The organism is Thioalkalivibrio sp. ALJ3 (assembly GCF_000377205.1).
Taxonomy (GTDB): Bacteria; Pseudomonadota; Gammaproteobacteria; order Ectothiorhodospirales; family Ectothiorhodospiraceae; genus Thioalkalivibrio.
Genome location: NZ_KB897912.1, coordinates 59,972 through 82,537, shown reverse-complemented (window position 1 = coordinate 82,537; position 22,566 = coordinate 59,972). Strand labels below are relative to the sequence as shown.

23 protein-coding genes are annotated in these 22,566 nt (G+C 64.8%); 7 read left to right on the top strand and 16 right to left on the bottom strand.

Going from position 1 to position 22,566, the window contains the following annotated elements; all coding sequences use genetic code 11:
- Positions 1–320: 320 nt before the first annotated feature.
- The gene (locus tag C935_RS0112320; protein ID WP_018862800.1) at positions 321–1,409 is read left to right on the top strand and encodes a porin; all 1,089 of its coding nucleotides are present in this window, start codon (positions 321–323) and stop codon (positions 1,407–1,409) included.
- A 340-nt stretch (positions 1,410–1,749) separates the two neighbouring features.
- On the opposite strand, the gene C935_RS0112315 is transcribed toward C935_RS0112320, so the two are convergent.
- The 7 genes from C935_RS0112315 to C935_RS0112280 all read right to left on the bottom strand — a co-directional run bounded on the left by C935_RS0112315 (position 1,750) and on the right by C935_RS0112280 (position 8,340).
- Positions 1,750–2,490 (bottom strand): secretin N-terminal domain-containing protein, encoded by a 741-nt coding sequence (locus tag C935_RS0112315; protein ID WP_026278792.1) that lies wholly within the window; start codon positions 2,488–2,490, stop codon positions 1,750–1,752.
- A gap of 61 nt (positions 2,491–2,551) precedes the next feature.
- On the bottom strand, positions 2,552–3,034 hold the full coding sequence (locus C935_RS0112310) for a hypothetical protein (RefSeq protein ID WP_018862798.1): 483 nt from the start codon (positions 3,032–3,034) through the stop codon (positions 2,552–2,554).
- Positions 3,035–3,894: 860 nt separating this feature from the next.
- The gene (locus tag C935_RS0112300; protein ID WP_018862797.1) at positions 3,895–4,197 is read right to left on the bottom strand and encodes a nucleotidyltransferase domain-containing protein; all 303 of its coding nucleotides are present in this window, start codon (positions 4,195–4,197) and stop codon (positions 3,895–3,897) included.
- Between the two features lie 94 nt (positions 4,198–4,291).
- Entirely contained in the window at positions 4,292–4,744 is a 453-nt protein-coding gene (locus tag C935_RS0112295; protein WP_018862796.1) for a GNAT family N-acetyltransferase, read from the bottom strand.
- 207 nt (positions 4,745–4,951) lie between these two features.
- Positions 4,952–6,175 carry a cyclopropane-fatty-acyl-phospholipid synthase family protein gene (locus C935_RS0112290; RefSeq protein WP_018862795.1) on the bottom strand — a complete coding sequence of 408 codons (1,224 nt, stop codon included), beginning with the start codon at positions 6,173–6,175 and terminating at the stop codon, positions 4,952–4,954.
- Positions 6,175–6,945 (bottom strand): DUF1365 domain-containing protein, encoded by a 771-nt coding sequence (locus tag C935_RS0112285; protein ID WP_018862794.1) that lies wholly within the window; start codon positions 6,943–6,945, stop codon positions 6,175–6,177. Before C935_RS0112285 ends, C935_RS0112290 begins: the two co-directional genes overlap by 1 nt.
- 9 nt (positions 6,946–6,954) lie before the next feature.
- Positions 6,955–8,340, bottom strand: a complete 1,386-nt coding sequence (locus tag C935_RS0112280) for an NAD(P)/FAD-dependent oxidoreductase (RefSeq protein WP_018862793.1) — start codon at positions 8,338–8,340, stop codon at positions 6,955–6,957.
- Between the two features lie 244 nt (positions 8,341–8,584).
- Here C935_RS0112280 and C935_RS0112275 point away from each other — a divergent pair, with 244 nt between their 5' ends.
- The 5 genes from C935_RS0112275 to C935_RS0112255 all read left to right on the top strand — a co-directional run bounded on the left by C935_RS0112275 (position 8,585) and on the right by C935_RS0112255 (position 11,985).
- Entirely contained in the window at positions 8,585–9,043 is a 459-nt protein-coding gene (locus C935_RS0112275; RefSeq protein ID WP_018868741.1) for a glutathione peroxidase, read from the top strand.
- A gap of 17 nt (positions 9,044–9,060) precedes the next feature.
- Positions 9,061–9,861, top strand: coding sequence for a DUF3429 domain-containing protein (locus C935_RS0112270; RefSeq protein ID WP_196799775.1), 801 nt, complete (start codon positions 9,061–9,063; stop codon positions 9,859–9,861).
- Positions 9,862–10,144: 283 nt separating this feature from the next.
- The gene (folE, locus tag C935_RS0112265; RefSeq protein ID WP_018862790.1) at positions 10,145–10,798 is read left to right on the top strand and encodes a GTP cyclohydrolase I FolE; all 654 of its coding nucleotides are present in this window, start codon (positions 10,145–10,147) and stop codon (positions 10,796–10,798) included.
- A 273-nt stretch (positions 10,799–11,071) separates the two neighbouring features.
- Positions 11,072–11,680, top strand: a complete 609-nt coding sequence (locus C935_RS0112260) for a class I SAM-dependent methyltransferase (protein ID WP_018862789.1) — start codon at positions 11,072–11,074, stop codon at positions 11,678–11,680.
- A 92-nt stretch (positions 11,681–11,772) separates the two neighbouring features.
- Complete coding sequence (locus tag C935_RS0112255; protein WP_018862788.1) at positions 11,773–11,985, top strand: YjfB family protein; 213 nt, start codon at positions 11,773–11,775, stop codon at positions 11,983–11,985.
- 106 nt (positions 11,986–12,091) lie between these two features.
- Here C935_RS0112255 and C935_RS0112250 read toward each other — a convergent pair whose 3' ends face one another.
- From C935_RS0112250 to metG, 9 genes are all read right to left on the bottom strand, one after another.
- Positions 12,092–12,784 (bottom strand): electron transport complex subunit E, encoded by a 693-nt coding sequence (locus C935_RS0112250; protein ID WP_018862787.1) that lies wholly within the window; start codon positions 12,782–12,784, stop codon positions 12,092–12,094.
- Positions 12,781–13,479 carry an electron transport complex subunit RsxG gene (rsxG, locus tag C935_RS0112245; RefSeq protein ID WP_018862786.1) on the bottom strand — a complete coding sequence of 233 codons (699 nt, stop codon included), beginning with the start codon at positions 13,477–13,479 and terminating at the stop codon, positions 12,781–12,783. Before rsxG ends, C935_RS0112250 begins: the two co-directional genes overlap by 4 nt.
- Positions 13,472–14,533 carry an electron transport complex subunit RsxD gene (gene rsxD, locus C935_RS0112240; RefSeq protein WP_018862785.1) on the bottom strand — a complete coding sequence of 354 codons (1,062 nt, stop codon included), beginning with the start codon at positions 14,531–14,533 and terminating at the stop codon, positions 13,472–13,474. Before rsxD ends, rsxG begins: the two co-directional genes overlap by 8 nt.
- Positions 14,533–16,158, bottom strand: coding sequence for an electron transport complex subunit RsxC (gene rsxC, locus C935_RS0112235; protein ID WP_018862784.1), 1,626 nt, complete (start codon positions 16,156–16,158; stop codon positions 14,533–14,535). Before rsxC ends, rsxD begins: the two co-directional genes overlap by 1 nt.
- A gap of 32 nt (positions 16,159–16,190) precedes the next feature.
- A complete protein-coding gene (gene rsxB / locus C935_RS0112230; RefSeq protein WP_018862783.1) occupies positions 16,191–16,775 on the bottom strand; it encodes an electron transport complex subunit RsxB in 585 nt (194 codons plus the stop codon).
- Complete coding sequence (rsxA, locus tag C935_RS0112225) at positions 16,772–17,350, bottom strand: electron transport complex subunit RsxA (protein ID WP_018862782.1); 579 nt, start codon at positions 17,348–17,350, stop codon at positions 16,772–16,774. The genes rsxB and rsxA overlap by 4 nt, the downstream gene beginning before the upstream one ends.
- 220 nt (positions 17,351–17,570) lie before the next feature.
- Positions 17,571–18,266, bottom strand: coding sequence for a hypothetical protein (locus tag C935_RS0112220; protein WP_018862781.1), 696 nt, complete (start codon positions 18,264–18,266; stop codon positions 17,571–17,573).
- Positions 18,263–18,883, bottom strand: a complete 621-nt coding sequence (gene mtnB, locus C935_RS0112215) for a methylthioribulose 1-phosphate dehydratase (protein ID WP_018862780.1) — start codon at positions 18,881–18,883, stop codon at positions 18,263–18,265. The genes C935_RS0112220 and mtnB overlap by 4 nt, the downstream gene beginning before the upstream one ends.
- 69 nt (positions 18,884–18,952) lie before the next feature.
- Positions 18,953–20,989, bottom strand: a complete 2,037-nt coding sequence (gene metG / locus C935_RS0112210) for a methionine--tRNA ligase (RefSeq protein ID WP_018862779.1) — start codon at positions 20,987–20,989, stop codon at positions 18,953–18,955.
- 461 nt (positions 20,990–21,450) lie between these two features.
- On the opposite strand from metG, the gene apbC reads away from it, so the two are divergent.
- Positions 21,451–22,542 carry an iron-sulfur cluster carrier protein ApbC gene (apbC, locus tag C935_RS0112205; protein WP_018862778.1) on the top strand — a complete coding sequence of 364 codons (1,092 nt, stop codon included), beginning with the start codon at positions 21,451–21,453 and terminating at the stop codon, positions 22,540–22,542.
- The last annotated feature ends 24 nt before the right edge of the window (positions 22,543–22,566 follow it).

The following is a 22,566-nucleotide window of genomic DNA, read 5'->3' as shown; positions in this document are numbered from 1 at the left end:
CGAGACCGCCTGACGGCCTATATTTCTGCAATATAACTAAGCCCTTATATGCGCCTTGCGTAACAATTTATCGGCGTTGCCAAGGCCATCCATTCCCTACGTTATTCAATAGGTTGGGAGCACCTCTTGCTTTGCCTTCAGCCGGTATCCACCACCTTTTCCCGGTTGCGGCAGGGCAAACTTCCAACGCAATCGACATTTTTTCGCCACAAGGGGTTGAAATGCGACACCGTGGTGTATATAAAACACCTGTCATTCGCGGGATACGCCCAGCGAATGCAGGCGTAGAAACACACCAATTCTCCTGGGAGATACGCAACATGAAAAAACAGATTCTCGCAGTCGCCGTTGCCGGCGCCTTCGCGGTCCCGGCCTTCGCCGCCGCGGACTCCAACGTGACCCTGTTCGGTCAGCTGCAGACGCAGATCGTCCACCACAGTGGTGGTGATCTCGACAGCGGCTTCCGTATGCACGACGGCGGTTTCGCCGGCGGATCGACGGACGGTCGCCTGTACGGCGGCAACCCGAACCGCATTGGCATCATGGCCAACCATGACCTGGGTAACGGCCTGAAGGCCTTCCTGAAGGTCGAGCAGGATGTCGATACCCGACAGGGCCTGAACCGTGGCGCCCGTGACCAATTCGTTGGCCTCGAAGGCAACTTCGGTCGCATTCAGGCTGGTCGCATGGCCTCCCCGTACGTGACCGCCGGCAAGGACCCGCTGAACGGGACCTTTATGCAGGCTCGTACCAACGGTGGTCGTCTGAACCCGCAGACCTTCGGTGGCTTGGGTGAAGGTTCCTACCTGGACCAAGGTCTTTCCTACAGCAACAGCTTCGGCATTGTCAGCCTGAACGTTGCTGCATTTGTCGATAACGCCGACGACAGCGACAGCGCCTTTGCTGGTCGCCTGAACTTTGATTTGGATCCGGTCGAACTTTACATCGCTCATAACCACGCGAATGACTATGGTGGTCAAGGCAACGAGTTGGAAGGTGGCGATTTCCGGGCCACCAAGATCGGGGTCGACTGGCGTGCCGGTCCGTTCCGCCTGGTCGGCGAAGTGAGTGACTTCAAGGCTGATGATGTCGACGGAAACAACTATGCGGACGGCAATACCTACTTCCTGTCCGGTACTTACACCATGGGTCGTAACGACTTCGTGCTGAACCTGGGGCACACCCGCAACAAGAACGATGGTGACAGCGGCAATGTGGACTACGCCGCCATCGCTGTTAAGCACAACTTCAGCAACCGTGTGATGGCTTTCGCGGGCGTGTCGTATTCCGATTACGACAATGACACCCCGGCGGTCAGCCGCAGCGTTGATTCTGATAACTTCTCCGGCGGGATGGGCAGCTCCACTTCCTTCACGGGTGTGGGTGCCGGCATGCGGGTGTCCTTCTAAGCCCGAGCACTGCTTAAAAGCGGTATAACAACAAGCACTAGCTTGTTTTACGGGGCCCCCAGGGGCCCCGTTTTTTATGCACGAAATCCGGCCCCGTTTGGGGCTTTTTTGTGCCCGCCGTTCTTGGGTCTTGTGCAAAGGGGGCAGACCTTGTTTTTGCCTTTCCGCTACGAGCGGCTGATGCGGGAGGGGTGCCGGCCGAACTGGTGGCCGATATGTTTGAGGGTGTACCCGCCGTTGGCGCAGGCGTGCTGGACGGCTTCGTTGCGTGGATAGTGCGTCAAGGTGGCGAACCAGATTGGTAAAGCCGCCTCGGATGGGTAGTCAGTGGTCGTTGGGTTTACTCGACGTGGTCGACGCGAATTTCGAGGTGCAGGGCGTTGCGTTCGCGGGTGGTGCGACGGGAGGCAATGCCGCGTTCGTCGAGGTCGATAGTGCGGCCCACTGCGGCGAGATCGTTCCACGCGCCGGGCTCGATGGTGATAGACGATTCGACGGACTGACGTTCCACGCGGCCCATGGTGGCGGCGGGTGGTTGTTCGTGGAGCTGGGAGATGTCCACGCGTATGCGGCCGTCGGGCTGGGCATGGGGCTGTACGCGGAACCCGCGGGCGGTGTCGCGAAAGAGCGGTTCCATGCCGAAGCCGGCGCGTCCGGCGAATACGCGGAAGCCGTGGGCCTCGGTCTCGCCGACCAGGATGACGGCCTCGGTGCCTTCGCGCAGGCGGACCTGTTGGGTCTGGTCGTCGTGGCGGGTGGTGGTCCAGCGCCGCGCAGTACCCCGGGCGCGGGTTCCATCCGGGCCGGATTCGATGTCGATACCCGTCCCGGTCTCCCGGCGGGGGCGCTCGCTGCTGCGGCGTACCGAGAGGATCAGGTCTTGGGAGGCGTGGTCGAGCTCGGTTATGACGTCGCGGATCTGTTCGAGGGTCTGGGCGTCGGCGCGCACCAGGAGGCGGAAGCCGTCGGCCCGTAGCGTGGCCGCATCGCCAAAAAGGCCCTGTAGCTCGGGGAGGATCTCGGCGGCCGGGCGATTCTGGAGAGGGAGAACGGCGACCTCCGTTTGCGGATCGCGGGCGATGCCGACCGCCGTGGTCCCGCCAAACAGGAGGGACCCCGCAAGGATGCGCAGGGCGTGGCGCCTAGACCATGAGGCGGCGTAGTTCGATCGCTTCATCGCTTAGACTCCAGTTTGCCTCGAAATCGAGGGCGGCCCGCTGGGTTCCCCCCCGATCTTCGACATCCCCGCGCAGAACCCGTTGCCCGCCGGCCTGTGTAAGCTGCATCCATCCACTGTGATCGGCGATTGCAGTCAGCGTTAGGGGGCTTTCCTCGGCGGCATCGAGCCGTCGCACGGTCACGGCGGTGGGCAGGCGCTTGATGCTTTCCACCAGACCCGGGATGCGCTCCCGCAGCGCCAGGTCGTCATCCACCAGAATACGGATATCGGTATGGCGGTGGCGCCGGGCGATGTTCGCCAGTTGCGACCCCAGCTCCAGCCCGCGAAATTCCGCCAGCAGTTCCACCCGCGCATGCAGCCAGAAACGCCTGCGCGTCTCCTCGAGCAGTTCCCCGAGCAGGGCGGCCGCATCTTCTATCACGGGGTCGGTGGTCGGGTCGGCCATGCAGTCGCCTCCGGGCAGGGTCTCTACTCAGCATAGGCAACTAGCGCGTATTGCGCACCTGCTTTGAGGGGGCAGCCATCGAGCACACTCAGGGATCAGCCGTTGGTGAAACGCTTCGCGGCTTTGTCCAGTTTCTCTCGGGTCTGCTATAGGGAAACACTGATCAATGTACACGCTCGCGCTCGAGTCGCTTTTGCGTGCGAACAAGGCGCGGTGACCGCCGTGCAGTCATTCTGCACAAGGGAGCCGCAACGCCGTGCGCGCGCCCGTTTTTGATAACAACGGGCGGCCGAGCCCCTGCATTGAATGGTTTGTGGGGTTGGTACCCCAGGTTCCCCGATCCTGCGTTGCGGTCCTTGCCGGTAGAACCACTACCGGCTGCACACCGCGCCTTGTCTCGGGAAACCTGGGGTGCCAACGCGAGTGTGTACATTGACCAGTGTTTCCCTAGCATTGGAGTGAGGTCCATCGCTCTACGAAGCGCCTGCGCAAACTCTTCGGGGTCCCGCATGTATTCATGGATCAGGCGATCACGCAGATTCCGTGCTTCAACCCAGTCGGTTACCGAAGGAAGGTAGCCGAGCCGTTCCATCCGGGCGAGGTTATCGAGGGTGGCGCCGACGTCTTCCAGGAGATTCCGAGTAATTCGGGGATCAGTTTGTCCGCGAGTGTGTCCTGAAGGCGGCCGAAGCGAGCGACGAATGCATCGAGCCTTTCGGACAGTTCGGGTTCGTGTTCGAGTTGGCTAACCCACTGGGCCGATATCGGCTCCTCTGAAAGCCGATCAACGGTCTGTCTCAGATGGCGTGCTTCTTTTCGCGTGGCTTCAAGCAGGAACTGGAGGCGGTCCTTGCCGGGGTTCAATGCCACAGTGCGACTCCCTGTTCGCGCGCCTTGTCATGAATGGGCTGGTGCCGGGTATCGGGGTCGAGAATCAGGACGTCGATGCGCTGATCGGCCAGAGCCATCTGCAAGCGCGCCGAGAAGCGAGCGGCCATCGCAGCCCGGTTTGACACGCGATGCGGCGTCTCAACGAGCAGGTCGATGTCACCACCGCGCGCTGAATCATCTACGCGTGAGCCGAACAGATAAACGGTACAGTCGCCAAAAAGCTCGTGGGCGATGGTCTCGATCGTATGGCGCTGATGTTCGCTAAGTCGCATGAGGGCACCTCCAGGACCATTGTAGGCCGCCGGCGGTGCTAATTCATGGATGTGCTTGCGTAAGGAGTGTGCGCGCGACTAAATCAATGTTTCCTCAACCGGCCTGCGCGAGGGGCTGGCGGATGCGGCGGAGCATGCGACGGTGGGGGATGCCGGCGTCCTCGAAGGTGTCGGAGATGATGAAGAAGTCGTGCTGGGCGTAGAAGCCCAGACGGGTGTTCTGGGCGTTCAGCCAGACCTCGCGCCAGCCGTGGCGGATGGCGGCCTCGACGGCGTAGTCGAGCAGGCGCGAGCCGATGCCGTGGCCGCGCCAGGGTTCGCGCACGGCCATACGCCCGATCTGACCGGAGGGCAGCATGCGCAGGGTGCCGATCGGTTCCCCGCCGGGGCCGATGGCCAGCCAGTGCAGGGCAGTCGCATCCAGACCGTCGAATTCCATGGATTCGGGGACGCCTTGTTCTTCAATGAAGACCTCGCGACGAACCGCGGAGATGGCTTCGGCGTCGGCGGGCCAGCTGGCCTCGCGGAACTGGATGCGATGTTGCATGGGGGGACCTCCTCGACCATTCGGGACCATCTGTGAACGCGTCCCGTTTTCCACGAAACCGGAAATTTGCATTCTAGACGACGGTTGCAGGATCGTCCTGTGAATGGCGTCCCAATAAACTGGTGATTGGGTACTAGATTCCGCTCATCAGTGGGAATAAATCCTGAGATTCTTGGATCATTGGAGGCTTGAGTGGGATGCGGGTCTTCAGTGGCTGTCATGCTCGAGTACCACCTGCATCAGGTCGACTCGACGGTGCTCGAAACCCACTTCACAGTAGGCGAGGTAGTAGCGCCACATGCGCAGGAATGTGGGAGAGTGCCCTAGGGCCTCGATGACCGGTTCCGCCTGGCGTACCTCGCGTTCCCAGTGGCGCAGGGTTTCGGCATAGTCCAGGCCGAAGAAGCGCTGGTCGCCGATCGCGAGGCCCGCCTTCCGGGCAGCCTCGTTGAAGCGGGGGACGGAGGGCAGCATCCCGCCCGGGAAGACATACAGCTGGATGAAATCGGCGTTCTGCCGGTAGTAGTCGAAAGCGCCCTCGTCGATGGTGATGACCTGTAGTGCGGCACGCCCGCCGGGGCGCAGGCAGTTGCGGACGGTTTCGAAGAAGGTGGGCCACCACTGCTTCCCGACCGCCTCGAACATTTCGATGGAGACCACGTGGTCGAACTGCCCTTGCAGCTCGCGGTAGTCCTGCAGGCGCAGTTCGACACGGTCGGACAGGCCGGCGCGCTCGATCCGCTCGCGCGCGTAGTCGAGCTGTTCCTGCGAGAGGGTGATGGCCGTGACCCGGTGGCCGCGTCGTGCGGCCAGCTCGGCAAAACCGCCCCAGCCGCAGCCGATCTCGAGGATGTGGGCGTCCGGGGCGCCGTCGAGTTGCTCGAGTAGCCGCTCGTACTTGCGCTGCTGAGCGCTCTCCAGTGCCTCGTCCCCGCGAGTGAACAGGGCCGCGGAGTAGCTCATGCCCGGATCCAGCCAGAGCCGGTAGAAGTCATTGCCGAGATCGTAGTGGAAGCGGATGTTGGCTCGGCTGCCGCGTCGGCTGTTGCGGTGCCACCAGTGCCGCAGGGCGTCGAACTGGCGCTGGACCATGGGCCGGGCCGCGAGATCGGCCAGTGCTGCCTCGTTGTCGGTGGCCAGATGCAGCAAGGCTTTCAGGTCCGGGGTGTTCCAGTCCCCCGCGACATAGCCCTCGGCAAAGCCGAGATCTCCGTGGCGCAGGATGCGCAGCAGCGTCCGCCAGGGCCGCTTGAGGTGCCAGATCACTTCGCGTCCGGGTTGTATGCCCTGTACGACCTCCCGTTCACCGCGAGGGCCGACCAGCGTCAATTGTCCCTGTTCGAGCCCGCGCAGGGTCCGGGCGATCAGTTGCAGGGCCCAGTGCCGGCGGGTCGCGAACCCGGTGGTCGCGCTTCCTTGTTCGACGGACATCAGTGCATCTCCTTTTGCGGCGGAGCGGGGCGCGGGTGGTAGCGCCCGCCGCGCAGCCAGATCTTCAGTGCCTGCCAGTGGATCAGTGGCAGGACCTTGAGGGTCATCCAGGGCTGGCGCAGCAGTGCGGCCAGCAGGCTGCGGTCGGTAAAGGCATGCAGGCGCCCGTGCTGGGTGGCCACCATTAGCGGCGCACCTTCCCGGGACTCGTGAACCGCGATGTGAAGGGTCGCTCCTTCTTCCATTGGTGCGGGCACGACCGTGAAGCGATAGCGTGCGTTCATGTCGATAAACGGCGACACGTGAAAGGCCTTGTCCTTTTCCTGGCGCACCGGAACGGGCAGTGCACGACCACGATCGTGCAGCAGGTAGTGGTGGTGCTCGCCGAACGTGTTGCGGACTTCCAGCAGTACGCCACGCAGCCGGCCATCCGCGTGATAGGCAAACCAGACACTGAGCGGATTGAAGGCGTGTCCAAGTACGCGCGGCATGGCGAGCAGGTGAATCGGTCCCCCAGCGAGATCGATGCCGCATTCGGCCAGTCGGGACTCGACCCAGGGCCGCCAGGGCCGTCCGTCGCGCGGGCCGTGGTCGCGGGTATGCAGGCTGAACAGATTGAAGCGGTTCAGGGAGAAGGTGCGGCAGTGCGCCGCAGTGGTCTCAAGGTGGTCGATGTCGAAGAGCGCGGCGATCACCGGATAGCGAAAGCGGTACGCCGGCGCCGCGATGCGTTGGTGCATGACCGACGTGTAGGCCAGAGCCGCGTCCATGGTGGTGCCTCAGGCATCCTCCGATCGGGCAGCCGGCGCCGCAGCGGGTGTCGCGCCGCCACCGTTAACCGGTTCTGGTTCTTCAGACACGGGTTCGGGTGCAGCAGTTGGCGGGGTGCTCGGCACGGAATGCCATGGGGGAACGATGCCCATCGCCTCGCCGATGGAGACGGCGGAGCGCAGGCCGTCCTCGTGAAAGCCGTCGCCCGTCCAGGCCCCGGCGAAATACAGCCCGTCCTGGCCCTGGAGGCCCATCAGTCGCTGCCGCGCCTTTTCGGCGGGCCCATCCATGACCGGGTGCTCCCAGAGATGTTCGCCAAGCACGGTGGCCGGCTGCGGTTCGCGCCAGGGGTTCAGGCTGGTGACGTAGTTGCGGTGTCGCTTCAGGCCATGCAGGCGGTTCATCCAGTAGGAGACCGAGACCCGTGCACCAGGCTCTGTGGTGCATCCGCTCAGGTAGTTCCAGGAGGACCAGACGCGGCGTGACCGTGGCATCAGGGCCGGGTCGGTGTGGACGACAGCACGGTTCTCCTGAAACCGGAAGTCGGCCAGCAGATGGTCGAGGGTGGGCATGGCCCGCCCCAGAAGTCGGCGGGCTTCGTTGGCATGACAGGCGAACACGATCTGGTCGAAGCCCTCGGAACAGTCGGCGGTCAGTACGCGCCACTGGCCTTCTTCGGGGATCACGGCGCGCACCGCCTGGTGGATCACGCTGCCCGGTTCAAGCCTTGCCGCCAGGCGTTGCACGTACTCCCGGCTGCCACCGCGTACCGTGCGCCACTGCGGGCGGTCGCGCAGGTCGAGCAGGCCATGGTTGCGGAAAAACCGCAGGAAGCTCGCCGTTGGAAATTCGCGGATGGAATCCGTGGGCGATGACCAGATCGCGCCGGCCATTGGCAGCAGATAATCCTCGGTGAAACCGCGGCCAAAACGGTGCCGCGAGAGAAAGGACCCCAGCGTGTCCTGTGGGATCTCGTCGCGCTCGAACAGCCGGTGGCCCAAGTGGTTGAAACGAAGGATGTCGGCGCTCATGCGCAGAAAGCGCGGGCTGAGCAGGTTGCGTCGCTGCGCGAACAGGGTGTTCAGATCGCTCCCGGCGTATTCCACCCCATGGGGCTGGCGGGAACAGGAAAACGACATGTCGGTGGGCTGGGTTGGCACGTCCAGTTCGCGGAAGAGCCGGGTCAGCAGCCGATAGTTGCGCTCGTTGTACACCACGAATCCGGTGTCGAGGTGAGTCGGGCCCTCCGGGTCCGTTACCTCGATGGTGTGGGCATGCCCTCCCAGCTCGGGCGCCGCCTCGAACAGGCGTACCTGGTGCCGCGACTGCAGGATCCAGCTGCTTGCCAGCCCGGCAATACCGCCGCCGATTACGGCGATACGAGAGGTACTCATGGCGGCGACTCCGGCTCGGTCACAGGGTGATGTACATCTTATACAGCACCTGTACAATGTCTGTAAATGGTGACCGACCAGGACACGGCGTAAGGTGGGTTCCAACGAGTCCGGGCGTGGAGGGTGTGCGATGCGGTCAGGTAATCGGTTCCTGGGTGTGGTGTTGCTGGCCTGGGCAGGTCTGGTGTTTGACGTGGCGGCGGGGGAGGCTGGTGCGTCGTGCCCCGCGAGTCTCGATTTTGAAATGCGTCCGCTGGCGGCTTCCGAGCCTGTGCGCCTGTGCGACCGGCATGCCGGGCAGGTACTGCTGGTAGTCAATACGGCCAGTCAATGTGGCTTTACTCCCCAGTACGAAGGACTGGAGGCACTGAACGCGGAGTTTCAGGACCGGGGATTCCATGTGCTGGGCTTCCCCTCGGGTGATTTTGCGGGGCAGGAATACGAAGACGAGACCGACATCGCCGAGTTCTGCCGCTCCAATTACGGCATCCAGTTCCCGATGTACGAGAAGGTGCACGCATCCCGACGCCATGCGGCCTCCGGGACGCTTTATCACCACCTTGGCACGGCAACCGGCGAGTTCCCGTCCTGGAACTTTCACAAGTACCTGATTGGTCGCGACGGCGAGGTGCGTGGCTCTTTTGGTACGCGGGTCCCGCCAGATGATCGGCGCCTGCGTGCGGCGATTGAGGCCGCGCTGTGAACGACAACGTGACCAACATGGAAGACTGGCCCCAGGACGTGCGCGATGCGCTCGTGGAACACGAGATCGTGGCGGTTACCTCCGGGCTGTCCGACATGCGCGATGCCCGAGCCTTGCTCGATGCGATGGTCCCGGGGCGGTGGGTGTGCCTGGAATGGGGGATGGCATCCGCGCACAACCGTGCGCAGTTTCATGCGCTGAGGGAGGCGACCGGGGCCGATGTGTTGCCGTTCTTTGTCGCCCGGGATCGGGCCATCGGTGGTCTCCCGGAGTTGCGCGAGTATCTCGGTGCGCGCGCCGTGGCGGCTGGCGCCCACCGGGGATCGCGTGGCGATGTCGAGTCGTCCTCCCTGTCGCGTCCGGTCCCGGATGGCTCGGCCCCGATCCTGCAGGTGCTCGGATATGCCGGCCTGGTCCCCTTCCTCGTACTGGGGGTGGGTGCCTGGATGGCCCAGCCCGAATGGCAGGCTTTCGCACTCGAGGCCCTGGCGTTCTATGGTGCGGTGATACTGTCGTTTCTCGGCGCGATCCACTGGGGGCTGTATCTGGCCGATCGCAGCCATCGCGTAGGCCCGCTGGCGGCCCCGGTCTGGGCGGTTGTCCCGGCGATCCTGGCGTGGCTAGCACTGTTGCAGCCCCTGCCCGAGGCGCTGATGACGCTCGCGGCACTGTTCCTGGGCGTGCTCTGGGTGGATCGCTTCAGCCTGCGGGAACGGCCACTGCCGCGCGGCTATATGAGCCTGCGTCTGGTGCTGACCGCGGGAGCGATTGTGTCGCTGGCTTCCGGGCTGGCCGTTATCATGGGAAGCACTGATTGATGTACACGCTCGCGTTGGTACCCCAGGTTTTCCGAGACAAGGCGCGGTGCGCAGCCGGTAGTGGTTCTACCGGCAAGGACCGCAACGCAGGATCGGGGGACCTGGGGTACCAACCCCAAGGGGCTCGGCCGCTTTTGCGTGGGAACGGCGTTGCGCCTCCCTTGTGCAGAATGACTGCACGGCGGTCACCGCGCCTTGTTCGCACGCAAAAGCGACTCGAGTGCGAGCGCGTACATCAATCAGTGCTTCCCATGGCGCGCTGATGCCCCAAGGAATGCCCAACATGGCACGGAACAAGGACCTATCGATGCAAGCAGATGCCCGTACCGCGGACGAGCCCGTGACCAGCGCAGCCGATGGGCGGCCGTTGCCGGCCCCCGAGGCCCTGGCCCGCCATTATCGCGAGATTCTCGCCGGCCTGAATGAAGATCCCAACCGTGAAGGTCTGCTGGATACGCCGATGCGGGCGGCCAAGGCGATGCAGTACCTGACCCGTGGCTATCACCAGGATCTCGACACCATCGTCAACGGGGCATTGTTCAGCTCCGACAACGACGAGATGGTGTTGCTGCGCGATATCGAGCTGTACTCGCTGTGCGAGCACCATCTGCTGCCGATCATTGGCAAGGTGCATGTCGCCTACCTGCCGAATGGCAAGGTGATTGGCCTCTCCAAGATTGCGCGCATTGTCGACATGTTCGCCGCCCGCCTGCAGATCCAGGAGAACCTGACCCGGCAGATCGCCGAGGCGCTGAGGGATGTCACCCAGGCCAAGGGGGTGGGCGTGGTCGTGGATGCCAAGCACATGTGCATGACCATGCGTGGGGTGGAGAAGCAGCATTCTTCGATGGCCACCTCGGTGATGCTGGGTGCCTTTCGCCAGGATGCGCGCACCCGCCGCGAGTTCCTGAACCTGATCCACGGCAGCCGCGACTGAGTTCGCTGGCGGTTTTGCTGGCTAGCCAGGTGGCCGAGGCCCTCAGGGCAGCGGATGGCGGGCAAAAAAAAGGCCCGGTGGGAGTCCGGGCCGAACGTTCAGACAACCGTGTGATGGAGTCTAAGAGTCTGAACGGCGGAACTACAGCTGCCGTTGCCAGAGCCGATTTTTTCCGCTCTTGCCCCCGTGGACACAGGTATGGCGCGCAGGTTCCATTCCGCTCGGAGTATCGCGCCAACGCGTTCACATTTTGTGCCGCGTACAATGGTTCTTATGCGCGGAGTGGAACAGATTCCCTGGCTTTATGACGCCCTGATGGGGCTGGCGGACGGGCTTGGATTTCGTGGCTGGCGCCGTCGTCTCGTCGAAGGTGCACGCGGATGTGTGCTTGAGATCGGCTGCGGTACTGGACGCAACCTCCCGCTTTATCCGGACGCGGCGCAGGTCGTCGCGCTGGACCCGGATCGTGAAGCCCTGAGCCGGGCACGTAAGCGCGCCCCGGGGGCGCTGTTTGTGGTCGCGCGGGCCGAGGCCCTGCCATTCGCGGATACGCAGTTCGACACCGTGGTGTCGGGACTGGTGTTTTGCTCGGTGCAGGATCCGGACCGAGGCCTGGGGGAGATCCGCCGCGTGCTGCGCGCCGGGGGGCAGTTGCGCATGCTCGAGCACGTGCGGCACAGACGCCCGAGCCTGGCCTGGGTGCAGGATCAGGTGCAGCCGGCCTGGACCTGTGTGACCGGGGGCTGCCACCCGAACCGAGACACCGAGACTGCGGTGGAACGCGCCGGCTTCGTGATCGAGGCGGAGGACCGTGAGGCGCGCGGGGTCATGCGGCGCTTCGCCGCCCGTCAAAAAAATCTTGATGCGAGCCCTAAAGTCTGAGCATGCGCGGCCGTCACCGGATATGAGCCGGGCCCGAATCCGCGTTTGAGACGCCCGGCGGGCCGGCTATACATTCGAATCAGGAGCGAACGATGGATGCCAGTGCGATTGCCAGCCAGGCCACGCAGATGAGTCAGCAGAATATCGCCGTACAAAAGGATGTGGCGGTGCAGAAAAAGGCGATGGAATCGGAAGAGATGGCGGCACAGGGCCTGTTGCAGGCCATGCCGAACATCAGCGAGATGCAGGCGACCTCCCAGGGCCTGCCCGACCACGTGGGCAATAACGTCGATACGACCGCCTGATTGCCCATACGGTCTTGGGGAAGCACTGATCAGTGCTTCCCGTTACGCCCCGCCGGAGCGCCCCGGTGGGGCGTTTTTCGTTATGGGTTCTGTGTAATACCTGGGATCAGGAGGTTTCGGAGGCCTCGGCGCGGGATTCCTCCGCGGTGGGCTCCGGCTCGGTCGCCGTGTGCTGGTCGATCCAGTTCTTGGCGGCGATCAGCAGGCCCATGGCCATGAACGCGCCCGGCGGTAGCAGGGCAAGCAGGAAGCCGTGCTCGGACGGGTAGATCTGGATGGTCAGGTTATGGCCCCACTCGCCGAACAGCAGGTGGGCGTTGTCCATCAGCGTACCCTGGCCGAGGATCTCGCGCAGCGCGCCCAGCGCGATCAGTACACCGGTAAAGCCCAGGCCCATCATCAGCCCGTCCAGCGCGGCGCGCGGGACGGAGTTGCGCGAGGCGAAGGCCTCGGCGCGGCCGATGATCGCGCAGTTGGTCACGATCAGCGGGATGAAGATGCCGAGGATCAGGAACAGGCCGTGGAACCAGGCATTCATCGCCAGTTCGATCGCGGTCACGATGGAGGCGATGATCAGCACGTAGACCGGGATGCGGATCTCCGGGCGCGCGTGGCGGCGGATCATCGAGACCAGCACGTTCGACAGTAGCAGTGTCAGCGTGGTCGCGATGCCCAGGCCGATGGCGTTGACCATCGTCCCGGAGATCGCCAGGAGCGGGCACAGGCCGAGCAACTGGACCAGGCCCGGGTTGTTGTTCCACAGGCCGTCGCGAATGATATCGGTCAGGGTCGGATTCATCGGGCTTCCTGTTCCGTATCCATAGATGAGTCTTTCCCGATCGGTTCGACCATGGCGCCTTCATCTTCCCCCGGCGCGCTCGCGAGCAGATCGTCGCGGTAGTCGTCGAAGTATTCCAGTGTGCGGCGCACGGCGCGAACCACCGCACGCGGGGTAATGGTGGCGCCGGTGAACTGGTCGAAGACGCCGCCATCACGCCGCACCGCCCAGTCGCCGGGCTCGGGGTCGCCCAGGGAGCGGCCCTCGAAGCCGTGAATCCAGTCGGAGCGCTCCGCCTCGATCGCATCGCCCAGACCCGGCGTCTCGCGGTGGCTGGAGATGCGCACGCCCAGTAGCTCGCCGTCGCGGTTCACGCCGATCAGCAGATGGATGTCACCGCTGTAGCCGTCGCGTGCCACGGCCGAAAACACGATACCCATGACATTGTCGTCGGCGTCGCGAGCAAACCAGGCGGGCAGGTCGGTTCCCCCCAGTCGATCGCTGCTTAGCGCCATCGTGTCGTGCACCGGGTCGTTTGCATAATCGAGGTCGCCGGTCAGCTCCGCGATGCGGCTGCGGTTGACCTCCATGCGGTTGTCCGCGATGCGCGCCTCCGTGCCTTCCTGTACCAGCGCAACCAGCCCCGCGCCCGCGGCAGCGAAGCCGGCCAGCAGGACAGTGGCGATCAGGATGTCGCGGGGTTTCAGGTCAAGCATGACCGTCCCCAGGCGGTGGTCCGCCGCGGGTGCGGCCGAAGATACGCGGTCGCGTCAGATGGTCGAGCGTGGGGGCGACCATGTTCATCAACAGTACGGCGAAGGCCACCGCGTCCGGATAGCCGCCCCAGGTACGGATTACGAAGATCAGCACGCCGATCCCAGCCCCGTAGAGGATACGGCCAAGTGGAGTGGTGGACGCGGAGACCGGATCGGTGGCGATGAAGAAGGCCCCGATGATCACCGCCCCGGAGAACACGTGGAAGGCCGGGGAGGCGAACGAGTCCGGGTCCAGCAACCAGAAGAAGCCGGCCGGGATGGCCACCCCCAGGATCACCGCGACCGGGATGTGCCAGTGGATGACGCGACGGAACAGCAGATACAGACCGCCGAGCAGGAAGAAGTTGCCCACCCACTCCCAGCCGGTCTCCGTGAAGGTGCCAAACAGCGGGCTGGCGGTGATCTCGCCCACGGTGCGCCCGGAAACCAGTCCCTCGCGCATGGCGTCGAGTGGTGTGGCGCGCGTGACCGCGTCCCACTCCTGGGTGCCGGGCAGGCTGCCGGTCAGGACCGTCTGCAGGCTCTGCAGCAGGGTGAGCGGGGATTCCGGCAGCGTGGTGGCGGCTGGCCAGAGCGCCATCTCGCGCGGGAACGAGACCAGCACCACGACATAGCCGACCATGGCGGGATTGAACGGGTTGTAGCCCAGCCCGCCGTAGAGGTGCTTGGCGACGATGATCGCGAAAGCGATACCGATCAGCGTGACCCAGAACGGGGCCAGTGGCGGGATCGCCAGCGCGAACAGCCAGCCGGTAACGATCGCGGAGTTGTCCGCCAGCGTGGCCATGACCGGCCGCTTGCGGGCGGCAACCATCGCCGCTTCGAAGGCCACCGCGAACAGTACGCCCAGCAGCACGTTGACCAGCACCCCCCAGCCGAAGAACCAGGTCATCGCCAGGGTGCCGGGCACCAGCGCCATCAGGACCTGCTGCATCACGCCGCCCACCGAGTGAGCGGGGATTACATGCGGGGACGATTCCGTGCGAAAGCGCATTAGCGATCGTCTCCGTCGCGGCTGTCGCTGGTCGAGGAGGTTTCCTCGCCGGATTGGTCCGAATCGGACGCCTCGTCCGGACCCTTCGCGGATTCGTCCGCGCGAGCGGCCTTTTTCTTCTGCGCGCGTTCCAGTGCCGCCTGGATCGCGGCCTGCTTGTCGCCGTCGTTTTCCTTGTTCTTCACCGCGGCCTTCTTTTTCGCCAGGCGTTCGGCCTTCTCGCGCTCCTCGCGCTCGATGCGTTCCTGGCGGAACTCGTAGCGCTCGCGCGCGATATCCGACTTGTGGCGCTCCTTTTCCCGCGCCCAGATCTCGTTCTTGGCATAGCGGTAGTACTGCACCAGCGGGATGTTGCTGGGGCAGACATAGGCGCAGCAGCCGCATTCGATGCAGTCGAACAGCCCGTAGTCCTGGATCGCGTCGAAGTCTTTTGCCTTCGCCTGCCAGTAGAGCTGCTGTGGCAGCAACTGGGCCGGACACACGGCTGCGCACTCGGCGCAGCGGATGCAGGGCATGAGCGGGCCGGGCGAGGGCGTGTCCTGGGGCCGCGTGGCGAGCAGGCAGTTGGTGGCCTTGATCACCGGGATGGAGTCGTCGTGGACGGCGAAGCCCATCATCGGTCCGCCCATCACCAGCCGGTCCACGCCTTCGGCATAGCCCCCGGCCGCCTCGATCACGTCGGCGAACGGGGTGCCGAGCAGGGCCTCCACGTTGCGCGGGTGTTTTACGCCGGGGCCGGTGACCGTGACGATGCGCGACAGCAGCGGGCGGCCCTGGATGACCGTGTCGCAGATCGCCTTGAAGGTGCCCGGGTTGTGGCAGACCATCCCGATGTCCGCGGGCAGTCCGCCGCTAGGCACCTCCAGGCCGGTCAGCACCTTGATCAGCTGGCGCTCGCCTCCGGTGGGATAGAGCGAGGGGACCGACACCAGCTCGATCAGGTCGCGCAGCTCGGGTGGCAGGGTCTCGGTCAGGGAGCGCATGGCCTCGGGCATGTTGTCCTCGACCGCGAACAGGACCCGCTCCACCCCCAGCAGGCGGGCGGTGATGCGGATGCCTTCGAATACCGCCTCGGGGGCGGTGCGCAGCAGCATGTCATCGGCGCTGATGTAGGGCTCGCATTCTGCCCCGTTGACGATCAGTGTGTGGATGCGCTGGCCGGTGCGCGGGTTCAGCTTGACTGCCGTGGGGAAGGCCGCGCCACCCAGCCCGACGATCCCCCCGGCACGCAGGCGCTGGCGCAGGGCGCGCAGATCGCGGGTATCCCAGTCCAGCCAGGGCTCCATGCGGGCATCGCCCCACTCGTCGTGCCCGTCGGGCTCGATCACCACGCAGGGGGCATTGAGGCCCGAGGGGTGGGGTACGGGGTGGAGGTCGATGTCCACCACTTCGCCCGAGGTGGGGGCGTGCACGTGCGCGGCGATGTAGCCCTTGGACTGGCCGATACGCTGGCCTTTGGTCACGTGATCGCCGACCTGGACACAGGCCTCGGTCGCCTCGCCGATATGCTGGCCGAGCGGAACGGTCAGTTTCGCGGGCACGCCCATCACCAGCACCGGCTCGGCGGTACTGGCGTCGGTCTCGTCGGCCAGTTTCAGGCCTCCATGGAAGCGGTGCAGCTGCATCGGCGTATTCTAACGTTTCGCGGAATCCCGGCTTAGCGGGAGCTCCGCGAGCCTTCTGCGAGGGCGTGTATGGGCCGTTCGATGGGCGAGGGTTCCGGTTCCGACCAGCGCCATTCGGTGATGTCGGTTTGCACCGGGACCATGCTGATGCAGTCGACCGGACAGGGTTCGACGCATAGTTCGCAGCCGGTGCACTCCTCCTCGATCACGGTGTGCATCTGTTTGGCCGCGCCGAGGATCGCATCCACCGGACAGGCCTGGATGCACAGCGTGCAGCCGATGCAGATGTTCTCGTCGATTACCGCGACAGCCTTTTCCTGCTCCTCTTCTTCCAGCGGTGTCGGCTCGCGGTCCAGCAGGTCCGCCAGGGCCTGTACCGTGGCCTGGCCCCCGGGGGGGCAACGGTTGATGTCGGCCTCGCCCGCGGCGATCGCTTCGGCGTAAGGGCGGCAGCCGGGATAGGAGCACTGGCCGCACTGCGTCTGGGGTAGCAGGGCGTCGATCTGGTCGACGACCGGGTCTTGCTCGACGCGAAAACGCTGCGCGGCAAAGCCCAGGATCAGGCCAAACGCGGCGGCAAGGCCGCCGATCGCGAGGATGGCATAGACGACGCTCACAGCCGCACCAGCCCGGAGAAGCCCATGAACGCCAGCGACATCAGCCCTGCGGTGACCATGGCCACCGCACTTCCGCGAAAGACCACGGGCACGTCAGCGACGGCGATGCGTTCGCGAATGGCGGAGAACAGGATCAGGACGATGGAGAAGCCGACCGCGGCGCCGAAGCCGTAGAGTGCGGACTCGACGAAGTTGTGCGCCTCCTGGACGTTCAGCAGGGCCACGCCCAGCACCGCGCAGTTGGTGGTGATCAGCGGCAGGAAGATGCCCAGCACGTTATAGAGCAGGGGGCTGGTCTTGCGTACGACCAGCTCGGTGAACTGCACCACGGCCGCGATCACCAGGATGAACGCGATGGTGCGCAGGTACTCGAGCCCCAGCGGGGTCAGCAGGTACTCGTTGATTACGTAGGAACTGACCGCGGACAACGTCAGCACGAACGTCGTGGCCAGGCCCATGCCGGTGGCCGTCTCGACCTTGCGCGAGACCCCCATGAACGGGCACAGGCCCAGAAACTTCACCAGTACGAAGTTGTTCACGAGGATCGTACTGATGAGGATCAGGACGTATTCCACGTTAATTCCGAGTCTTCAGGTCAACAAAATAGTATCAGGGACCGCTTATCCCGACTCAACCCTTGCGGGGCGCGGGTTTTGCGTGGGAGCGGGCCGGCCCGGGTCCCTTCAGCTGTTGGACCTTGGTGGAATCATTCGCGGGCAGGCCCTCTCCCACAAGGCCCGCTCCCGGAAGGGGCCCTGCCAGGCCGACACTGACCGCCCCTTACCAGGTCCGAGTCTAGTCGCTTGCCGGGACGAGCGTGTCCAGGCTGTATCGCGGGTGATTGTCTGCGGCAGCCGGGTCGTCGAACGGACGGGCGGTCTGCAGCCAGGCCTGGTGCGCGGCGTCCAGCTCCTCGCCGCGCACCGACAGCAGCATGATCGCCTCCGGCGCGATGCCGATTTCGTCCGCCAGACGGCGGTAGCTGCCGGCATCGCGCCGCCCACCGATGCGGGTATCGAACAGCCCGGTCAGGCGTTGTTCCACCTCCGGATACGGGCCGTGGCGCAGCCAGTCGCGCTGGACCGGGGCCGGGCTCGCGCCAAAGCTGTACAGGGCCACGCCGGCATCGTCCAGCGCGATCAGGGCATTGGCCGTTTCGTCCGACAGCTCCGGGCGCAGCATCGATGCCTCCAGGGCATCGGCCCAGATCAGCCCCTGGAGCTGGCGCAGGGGGGTGATGTCCTGCCCACCGCGGATCCAGGCACGGATCTGCGCAAGTAGCCCGTCAACGTCCAGTTCGCGCCCGGAATAGGCGAGGATGTCCGCGAGCACGCGCTGCACGGCGGTGCTCTCTGCATGGCGCTCGAGAAAGCCCGCCAAGGCCTCCAGCGAATAGGGCTCAAGTGTGTCTCGCAGCACGCCGGGCGGTGCCAGGACCCCCTCGAACGCGAGGATCAGGGCCTGGGGCGCGGGATTCGGTGACATGTTCATCGGCTCATCTGGTGTGCGAGCGTCTCGCACTGGAACATGAATTCGAAGGCCTCGACGCGGTGCAGCGCCAGCTCCACGCTCGCACCCCAGGTATACAGGCCGTGCCCGCCGATCAGGAACCCGGCGAGGTTCGGCTCGCGGGTCATCGCGGCGTCGACCCGCGCGGCCAGTTGCTGAACGTCGGGTTCGTTCGCGAACACGGGGAGGTCCAGGCCCCGGGCAGGGTTCTCGACGCCGGGCAGTTCGCGCAGGACCTCGTAGTCGCGCAGGGCGAGCGCGCCGGGGAACTGGCGCGACAGGACGGTCGCGTGCACGGAATGCGTATGCAGCACGGCGCCCAGCTGGGCATCGTGGCGGTACATGATGATGTGCAGGAAGGTCTCCGGGGCCGGCTCCTCGCTGCCGGCGACCACGTGGCCGTCGAGATCGACCACCAGGAAGTCATGGCGGTCGAGAAAGCTCTTCTCGCGATTGGGCGCGGTGACGGCGATATGCCGGTCGTCCAGGCGCGCCGAGAAGTGGCCGGTGCGCGCGGGCAGCCAGCCGCGCGCCGAGAGATCACGTCCTGCTTCGGCCAGCAGGCGTACCTGTGCCAGGAATTCGGGGCTTTGGTCCATGCGTCCGGGTATCGACAAAAGAGCGGCAGCTTACGCGAGCCGTGGGTGCAAATCCATGACGCGGGCGGCCTATTTGACCCGCATTCCGGGTCGAGCGCCGTCGTCCGGGTTCAGGATGTACAGTTCCGAGCCGCCGGGGCCGGCCGCCAGGACCATGCCCTCGGATACGCCAAAGCGCATCTTGCGCGGCGCGAGGTTGGCCACCATCACGGTGTGGCGGCCGACGAGGTCCTCCGGGGAATAAGCCGACTTGATCCCGGCAAACACCTGGCGCGTCTCCGAGCCGATATCGAGGGTGAGCTTCAATAGCTTGTCTGCGCCTTCAACATGCTCGGCACTGGTGATGCGCGCGATGCGCAGGTCGACCTTTGCGAAGGTGTCGAAGTCGATGGTTTCGGCGATGGGGTCCGCGTCGGGTTCTGCTTCGGTGCTGGCGGCCGGTTCGGGCTCGGCAGCGGCCAGGGTGGCCTTCGAGGCCTCCAGCAGCTTGTCGACGGTCTCGCCCTCGATGCGCGTCATCAGCGGCTTGAACTTCTCGATCGCGCGCCCGACCAGCGGCTCGCGCGTGTCCCAGGCCAGGCTGTCCAGCCGGAGAAAGGCCGCGGCGTCGGCCGCCAGTCGCGGCAGCACCGGGGCGAGGTAGACGATCAGGATGCGGAACAGGTCCAGCCCCTGGGTGGAGATGGCCTGCACCTCGGCCTCGCGGCCTTCCTGCTTCGCCAGCACCCAGGGCTGGGCCTCGTCGATGTACTGGTTCGCCTGGTCGGCCAGCGCCATGATGCGGCGGATGGCCTGGGCGTATTCGCGGTTCTCGAACGCGGCCGCGATGGCCTCGCCCTCGGCCACGAAGGCCTCGTGCAGGTCCGGGCGCGGCAGCTCGGCCGCCAGCTCGCCGTTCGAGCGCTTGGTGATGAAGCCGGCGCAGCGGCTGGCGATGTTCACCAGCTTGCCGACCAGATCGGAGTTCACGCGCTGGACGAAGTCGTCCAGGTTGAGGTCGAGATCGTCGACCCCGGCGCCCAGCTTGGCGGCCAGGTAGTAGCGCAGGGATTCCGGGTTCAGGTGGTCCAGGTAGTCGCGGGCGCGGATGAACGTGCCGCGTGACTTGGACATCTTCTGTCCGTTGACGGTCAGAAAGCCGTGGCAGAAGACCGCGCTGGGCGTACGAAAGCCTGCGCCGTGCAGCATGGCCGGCCAGAAGAGCGTATGGAAGTATGCGATATCCTTGCCGATGAAGTGATACAGCTCGGCCTCGGAGTCCGCGCCCCACCAGGCGTCGAAATCCAGGCCCTGCTGGTCGGCATGCGCACGAAAGCTCGCCATGTAGCCGATCGGCGCATCGAGCCAGACGTAGAAGTACTTGCCCGGGGCATTGGGGATCTCGAAGCCGAAGTAGGGGGCGTCGCGCGAGATGTCCCAGTCGGTCAGGCCCGCGTCGAACCACTCGTCCAGCTTGTTGCGGATCGCATCCTGCAGGCGGCCGGAGCCGGTCCATTCGCGCAGGAAGGTCTCGAAGTCGCCGAGCTTGAAGAAGTAATGCTCGGACTGACGCGATTCCGGGCGGGCACCACTGATCGCGGAGACCGAGTCTTTCAGGTCCAGCGGGCTGTAGGTCGCGCCGCAGGCCTCGCAGGAGTCGCCGTACTGTTCCTCCGCGCCGCAGTTCGGGCAGGTGCCCTTGATGAAGCGATCGGGCAGGAACATCCCGGCCTCGGGATCGTAGGCCTGGTCGATGGTGCGGGTTTCGATGTGGCCGGCGTCGCGCAGCGCGGTGTAGATGCGCCCGGCCAGCTCGCGGTTCTCGTCCGAGTGGGTCGAGTGGTAGTGGTCGAAATCGACCAGAAACTCGCTGAAGTCGGCCTCGTGCTCCTGACGCACGCGCGCAATCAGCTCCTCGGGTTCGATGCCTTCCGCGCGGGCCTTCAGCATGATCGGGGTGCCGTGCGCATCATCGGCGCAGACGTAGACGACCTCGTGACCGCGCGCACGCTGGAAGCGCACCCAGATATCGGTCTGGATGTACTCGACGAGGTGCCCCAGATGGATCGGCCCGTTGGCGTAGGGCAGGGCGCTGGTGACCAGGATCTTGCGCGGCGTGTCAGTCATCGTCGGGCTCGTGCCTCGGTAGCGGCGGGCGGCGGAATGCAGGGGCGCTATTGTCGGGGCTGCCAGCCAGGTTGTCGAGGCACATTGCATCCGCCACGGCGTTTTCCACAGAAGCTGTGGATAACTCTGTGGGCAACAGGGTGGAATTCATCGCCAGGCCTTGTCACGCAAGGACCCTGTACAGATTGGTCAAAAAACGTTCAATTCATTTTTATTATTATAAAACATATAGATAAGAGTTCTTTGTCCAGTGGTTTCGGCCGTTTGGTTGCTATCTGTGGCCTTTTTCAAGGCGATCTGAATTCATGTGCATAAAGATCGCCGCAAGGGGTTGACAGGACGGTGAGGACCCCTCCCCCGGCATTGAGCAAAGGACTGGCGACGGGTGGTGCCATTGGCGTGTCGATTTGCGCCCAGTAGAATCGCGCGATTACTCCCAACCGCTGGATGGAACGAACGCCATGGCCGAACTCTCGCGCGAGCAGATCGAAAACGCCCTGAAGACCGTTCAGGACAAGTACCTGGAGCAGGACCTGGTGGCCGCCGGAGCGGTCAAGGATATCCGCGTGGAGGGCGCGCGTGCGGTCATCAGCATCGAGATGGGTTACTCCGCCAATGGCTATCACGACGAACTGCGTGCTGCGATCCAGGGCGCGCTGGCGGGCGTCCCCGGTCTCGAATCGTCCGAGGTGACCATCGGCACGAAGGTGACCGCCCACGCGGTGCAGAAGAGCCTGAAGCCGATGCCCGGCATCAAGAACATCATCGCCGTGGCCTCCGGCAAGGGCGGGGTGGGCAAGTCCACCACCGCGGTCAATCTGGCCTTGGGCCTGGCCGCCGAAGGGGCGCAGGTCGGCATCCTGGATGCGGACATCTATGGCCCCAGCCAGCCGCGCATGCTGGGCATCAAGGATCGTCCCGAGTCGAAGGACGGCAAGTCCATGGAGCCGCTGGAGCGCCACGGCGTGCAGGCGATGTCCATTGGCTTCCTGATCGACGAGGACACGCCGATGATCTGGCGTGGCCCGATGGTCACCCAGGCCTTGGAACAACTGCTGAACGAGACCAACTGGAAGGACCTCGACTATCTGGTGATCGACCTGCCGCCGGGTACCGGCGACGTGCAACTGACGCTGTCGCAGAAGATCCCGGTTTCCGGCGCGGTGATTGTCACCACCCCGCAGGACATTGCCCTGCTGGATGCACGCAAGGGCCTGCTCATGTTCGAAAAGGTCGAGGTACCGGTACTGGGCATCATCGAGAACATGAGCATCCACATCTGCTCGAAGTGTGGCCACGAGGAGCACATCTTCGGCCAGGGCGGTGCCGAGGGCATGGCCGAGGAATACGGCGTGGACATGCTCGGCGCCCTGCCGCTGGACATTCACATCCGTGAGCAGGCTGATGGCGGCGAGCCGACCGTGATCGCGGATCCGGACGGCCGGATTGCCGAGATTTACCGCGAGATCGCGCGTCGCACGGGCGCCAAACTCGCGGAGCAGGCGAAGGACTACAGCAGCAAGTTCCCCAACATCGTCATCCAGAACAACTGATCCGGCGATCACAACCAGGGGCAG

Bases quoted from the DNA above. Each gene is read 5' to 3' on its own strand.
- rsxG (WP_018862786.1), bottom strand. From the start codon at position 13,479: ATGCTTGACCTGAAACCCCGCGACATCCTGATCGCCACTGTCCTGCTG.
- C935_RS0112255 (WP_018862788.1), top strand. From the start codon at position 11,773: ATGGATGCCAGTGCGATTGCCAGCCAGGCCACGCAGATGAGTCAGCAG.
- C935_RS0112260 (WP_018862789.1), top strand. From the start codon at position 11,072: ATGCGCGGAGTGGAACAGATTCCCTGGCTTTATGACGCCCTGATGGGG.
- rsxD (WP_018862785.1), bottom strand. From the start codon at position 14,533: ATGCGCTTTCGCACGGAATCGTCCCCGCATGTAATCCCCGCTCACTCG.
- apbC (WP_018862778.1), top strand. From the start codon at position 21,451: ATGGCCGAACTCTCGCGCGAGCAGATCGAAAACGCCCTGAAGACCGTT.
- C935_RS0112250 (WP_018862787.1), bottom strand. From the start codon at position 12,784: ATGAATCCGACCCTGACCGATATCATTCGCGACGGCCTGTGGAACAAC.
- folE (WP_018862790.1), top strand. From the start codon at position 10,145: ATGGCACGGAACAAGGACCTATCGATGCAAGCAGATGCCCGTACCGCG.
- C935_RS0112290 (WP_018862795.1), bottom strand. From the start codon at position 6,175: ATGTCCGTCGAACAAGGAAGCGCGACCACCGGGTTCGCGACCCGCCGG.
- rsxC (WP_018862784.1), bottom strand. From the start codon at position 16,158: ATGCAGCTGCACCGCTTCCATGGAGGCCTGAAACTGGCCGACGAGACC.
- C935_RS0112270 (WP_196799775.1), top strand. From the start codon at position 9,061: ATGGAAGACTGGCCCCAGGACGTGCGCGATGCGCTCGTGGAACACGAG.
- C935_RS0112300 (WP_018862797.1), bottom strand. From the start codon at position 4,197: ATGCGACTTAGCGAACATCAGCGCCATACGATCGAGACCATCGCCCAC.
- C935_RS0112285 (WP_018862794.1), bottom strand. From the start codon at position 6,945: ATGGACGCGGCTCTGGCCTACACGTCGGTCATGCACCAACGCATCGCG.
- C935_RS0112275 (WP_018868741.1), top strand. From the start codon at position 8,585: ATGCGTCCGCTGGCGGCTTCCGAGCCTGTGCGCCTGTGCGACCGGCAT.
- C935_RS0112280 (WP_018862793.1), bottom strand. From the start codon at position 8,340: ATGAGTACCTCTCGTATCGCCGTAATCGGCGGCGGTATTGCCGGGCTG.
- metG (WP_018862779.1), bottom strand. From the start codon at position 20,989: ATGACTGACACGCCGCGCAAGATCCTGGTCACCAGCGCCCTGCCCTAC.
- C935_RS0112220 (WP_018862781.1), bottom strand. From the start codon at position 18,266: ATGAACATGTCACCGAATCCCGCGCCCCAGGCCCTGATCCTCGCGTTC.
- C935_RS0112295 (WP_018862796.1), bottom strand. From the start codon at position 4,744: ATGCAACATCGCATCCAGTTCCGCGAGGCCAGCTGGCCCGCCGACGCC.
- mtnB (WP_018862780.1), bottom strand. From the start codon at position 18,883: ATGGACCAAAGCCCCGAATTCCTGGCACAGGTACGCCTGCTGGCCGAA.
- C935_RS0112320 (WP_018862800.1), top strand. From the start codon at position 321: ATGAAAAAACAGATTCTCGCAGTCGCCGTTGCCGGCGCCTTCGCGGTC.
- C935_RS0112310 (WP_018862798.1), bottom strand. From the start codon at position 3,034: ATGGCCGACCCGACCACCGACCCCGTGATAGAAGATGCGGCCGCCCTG.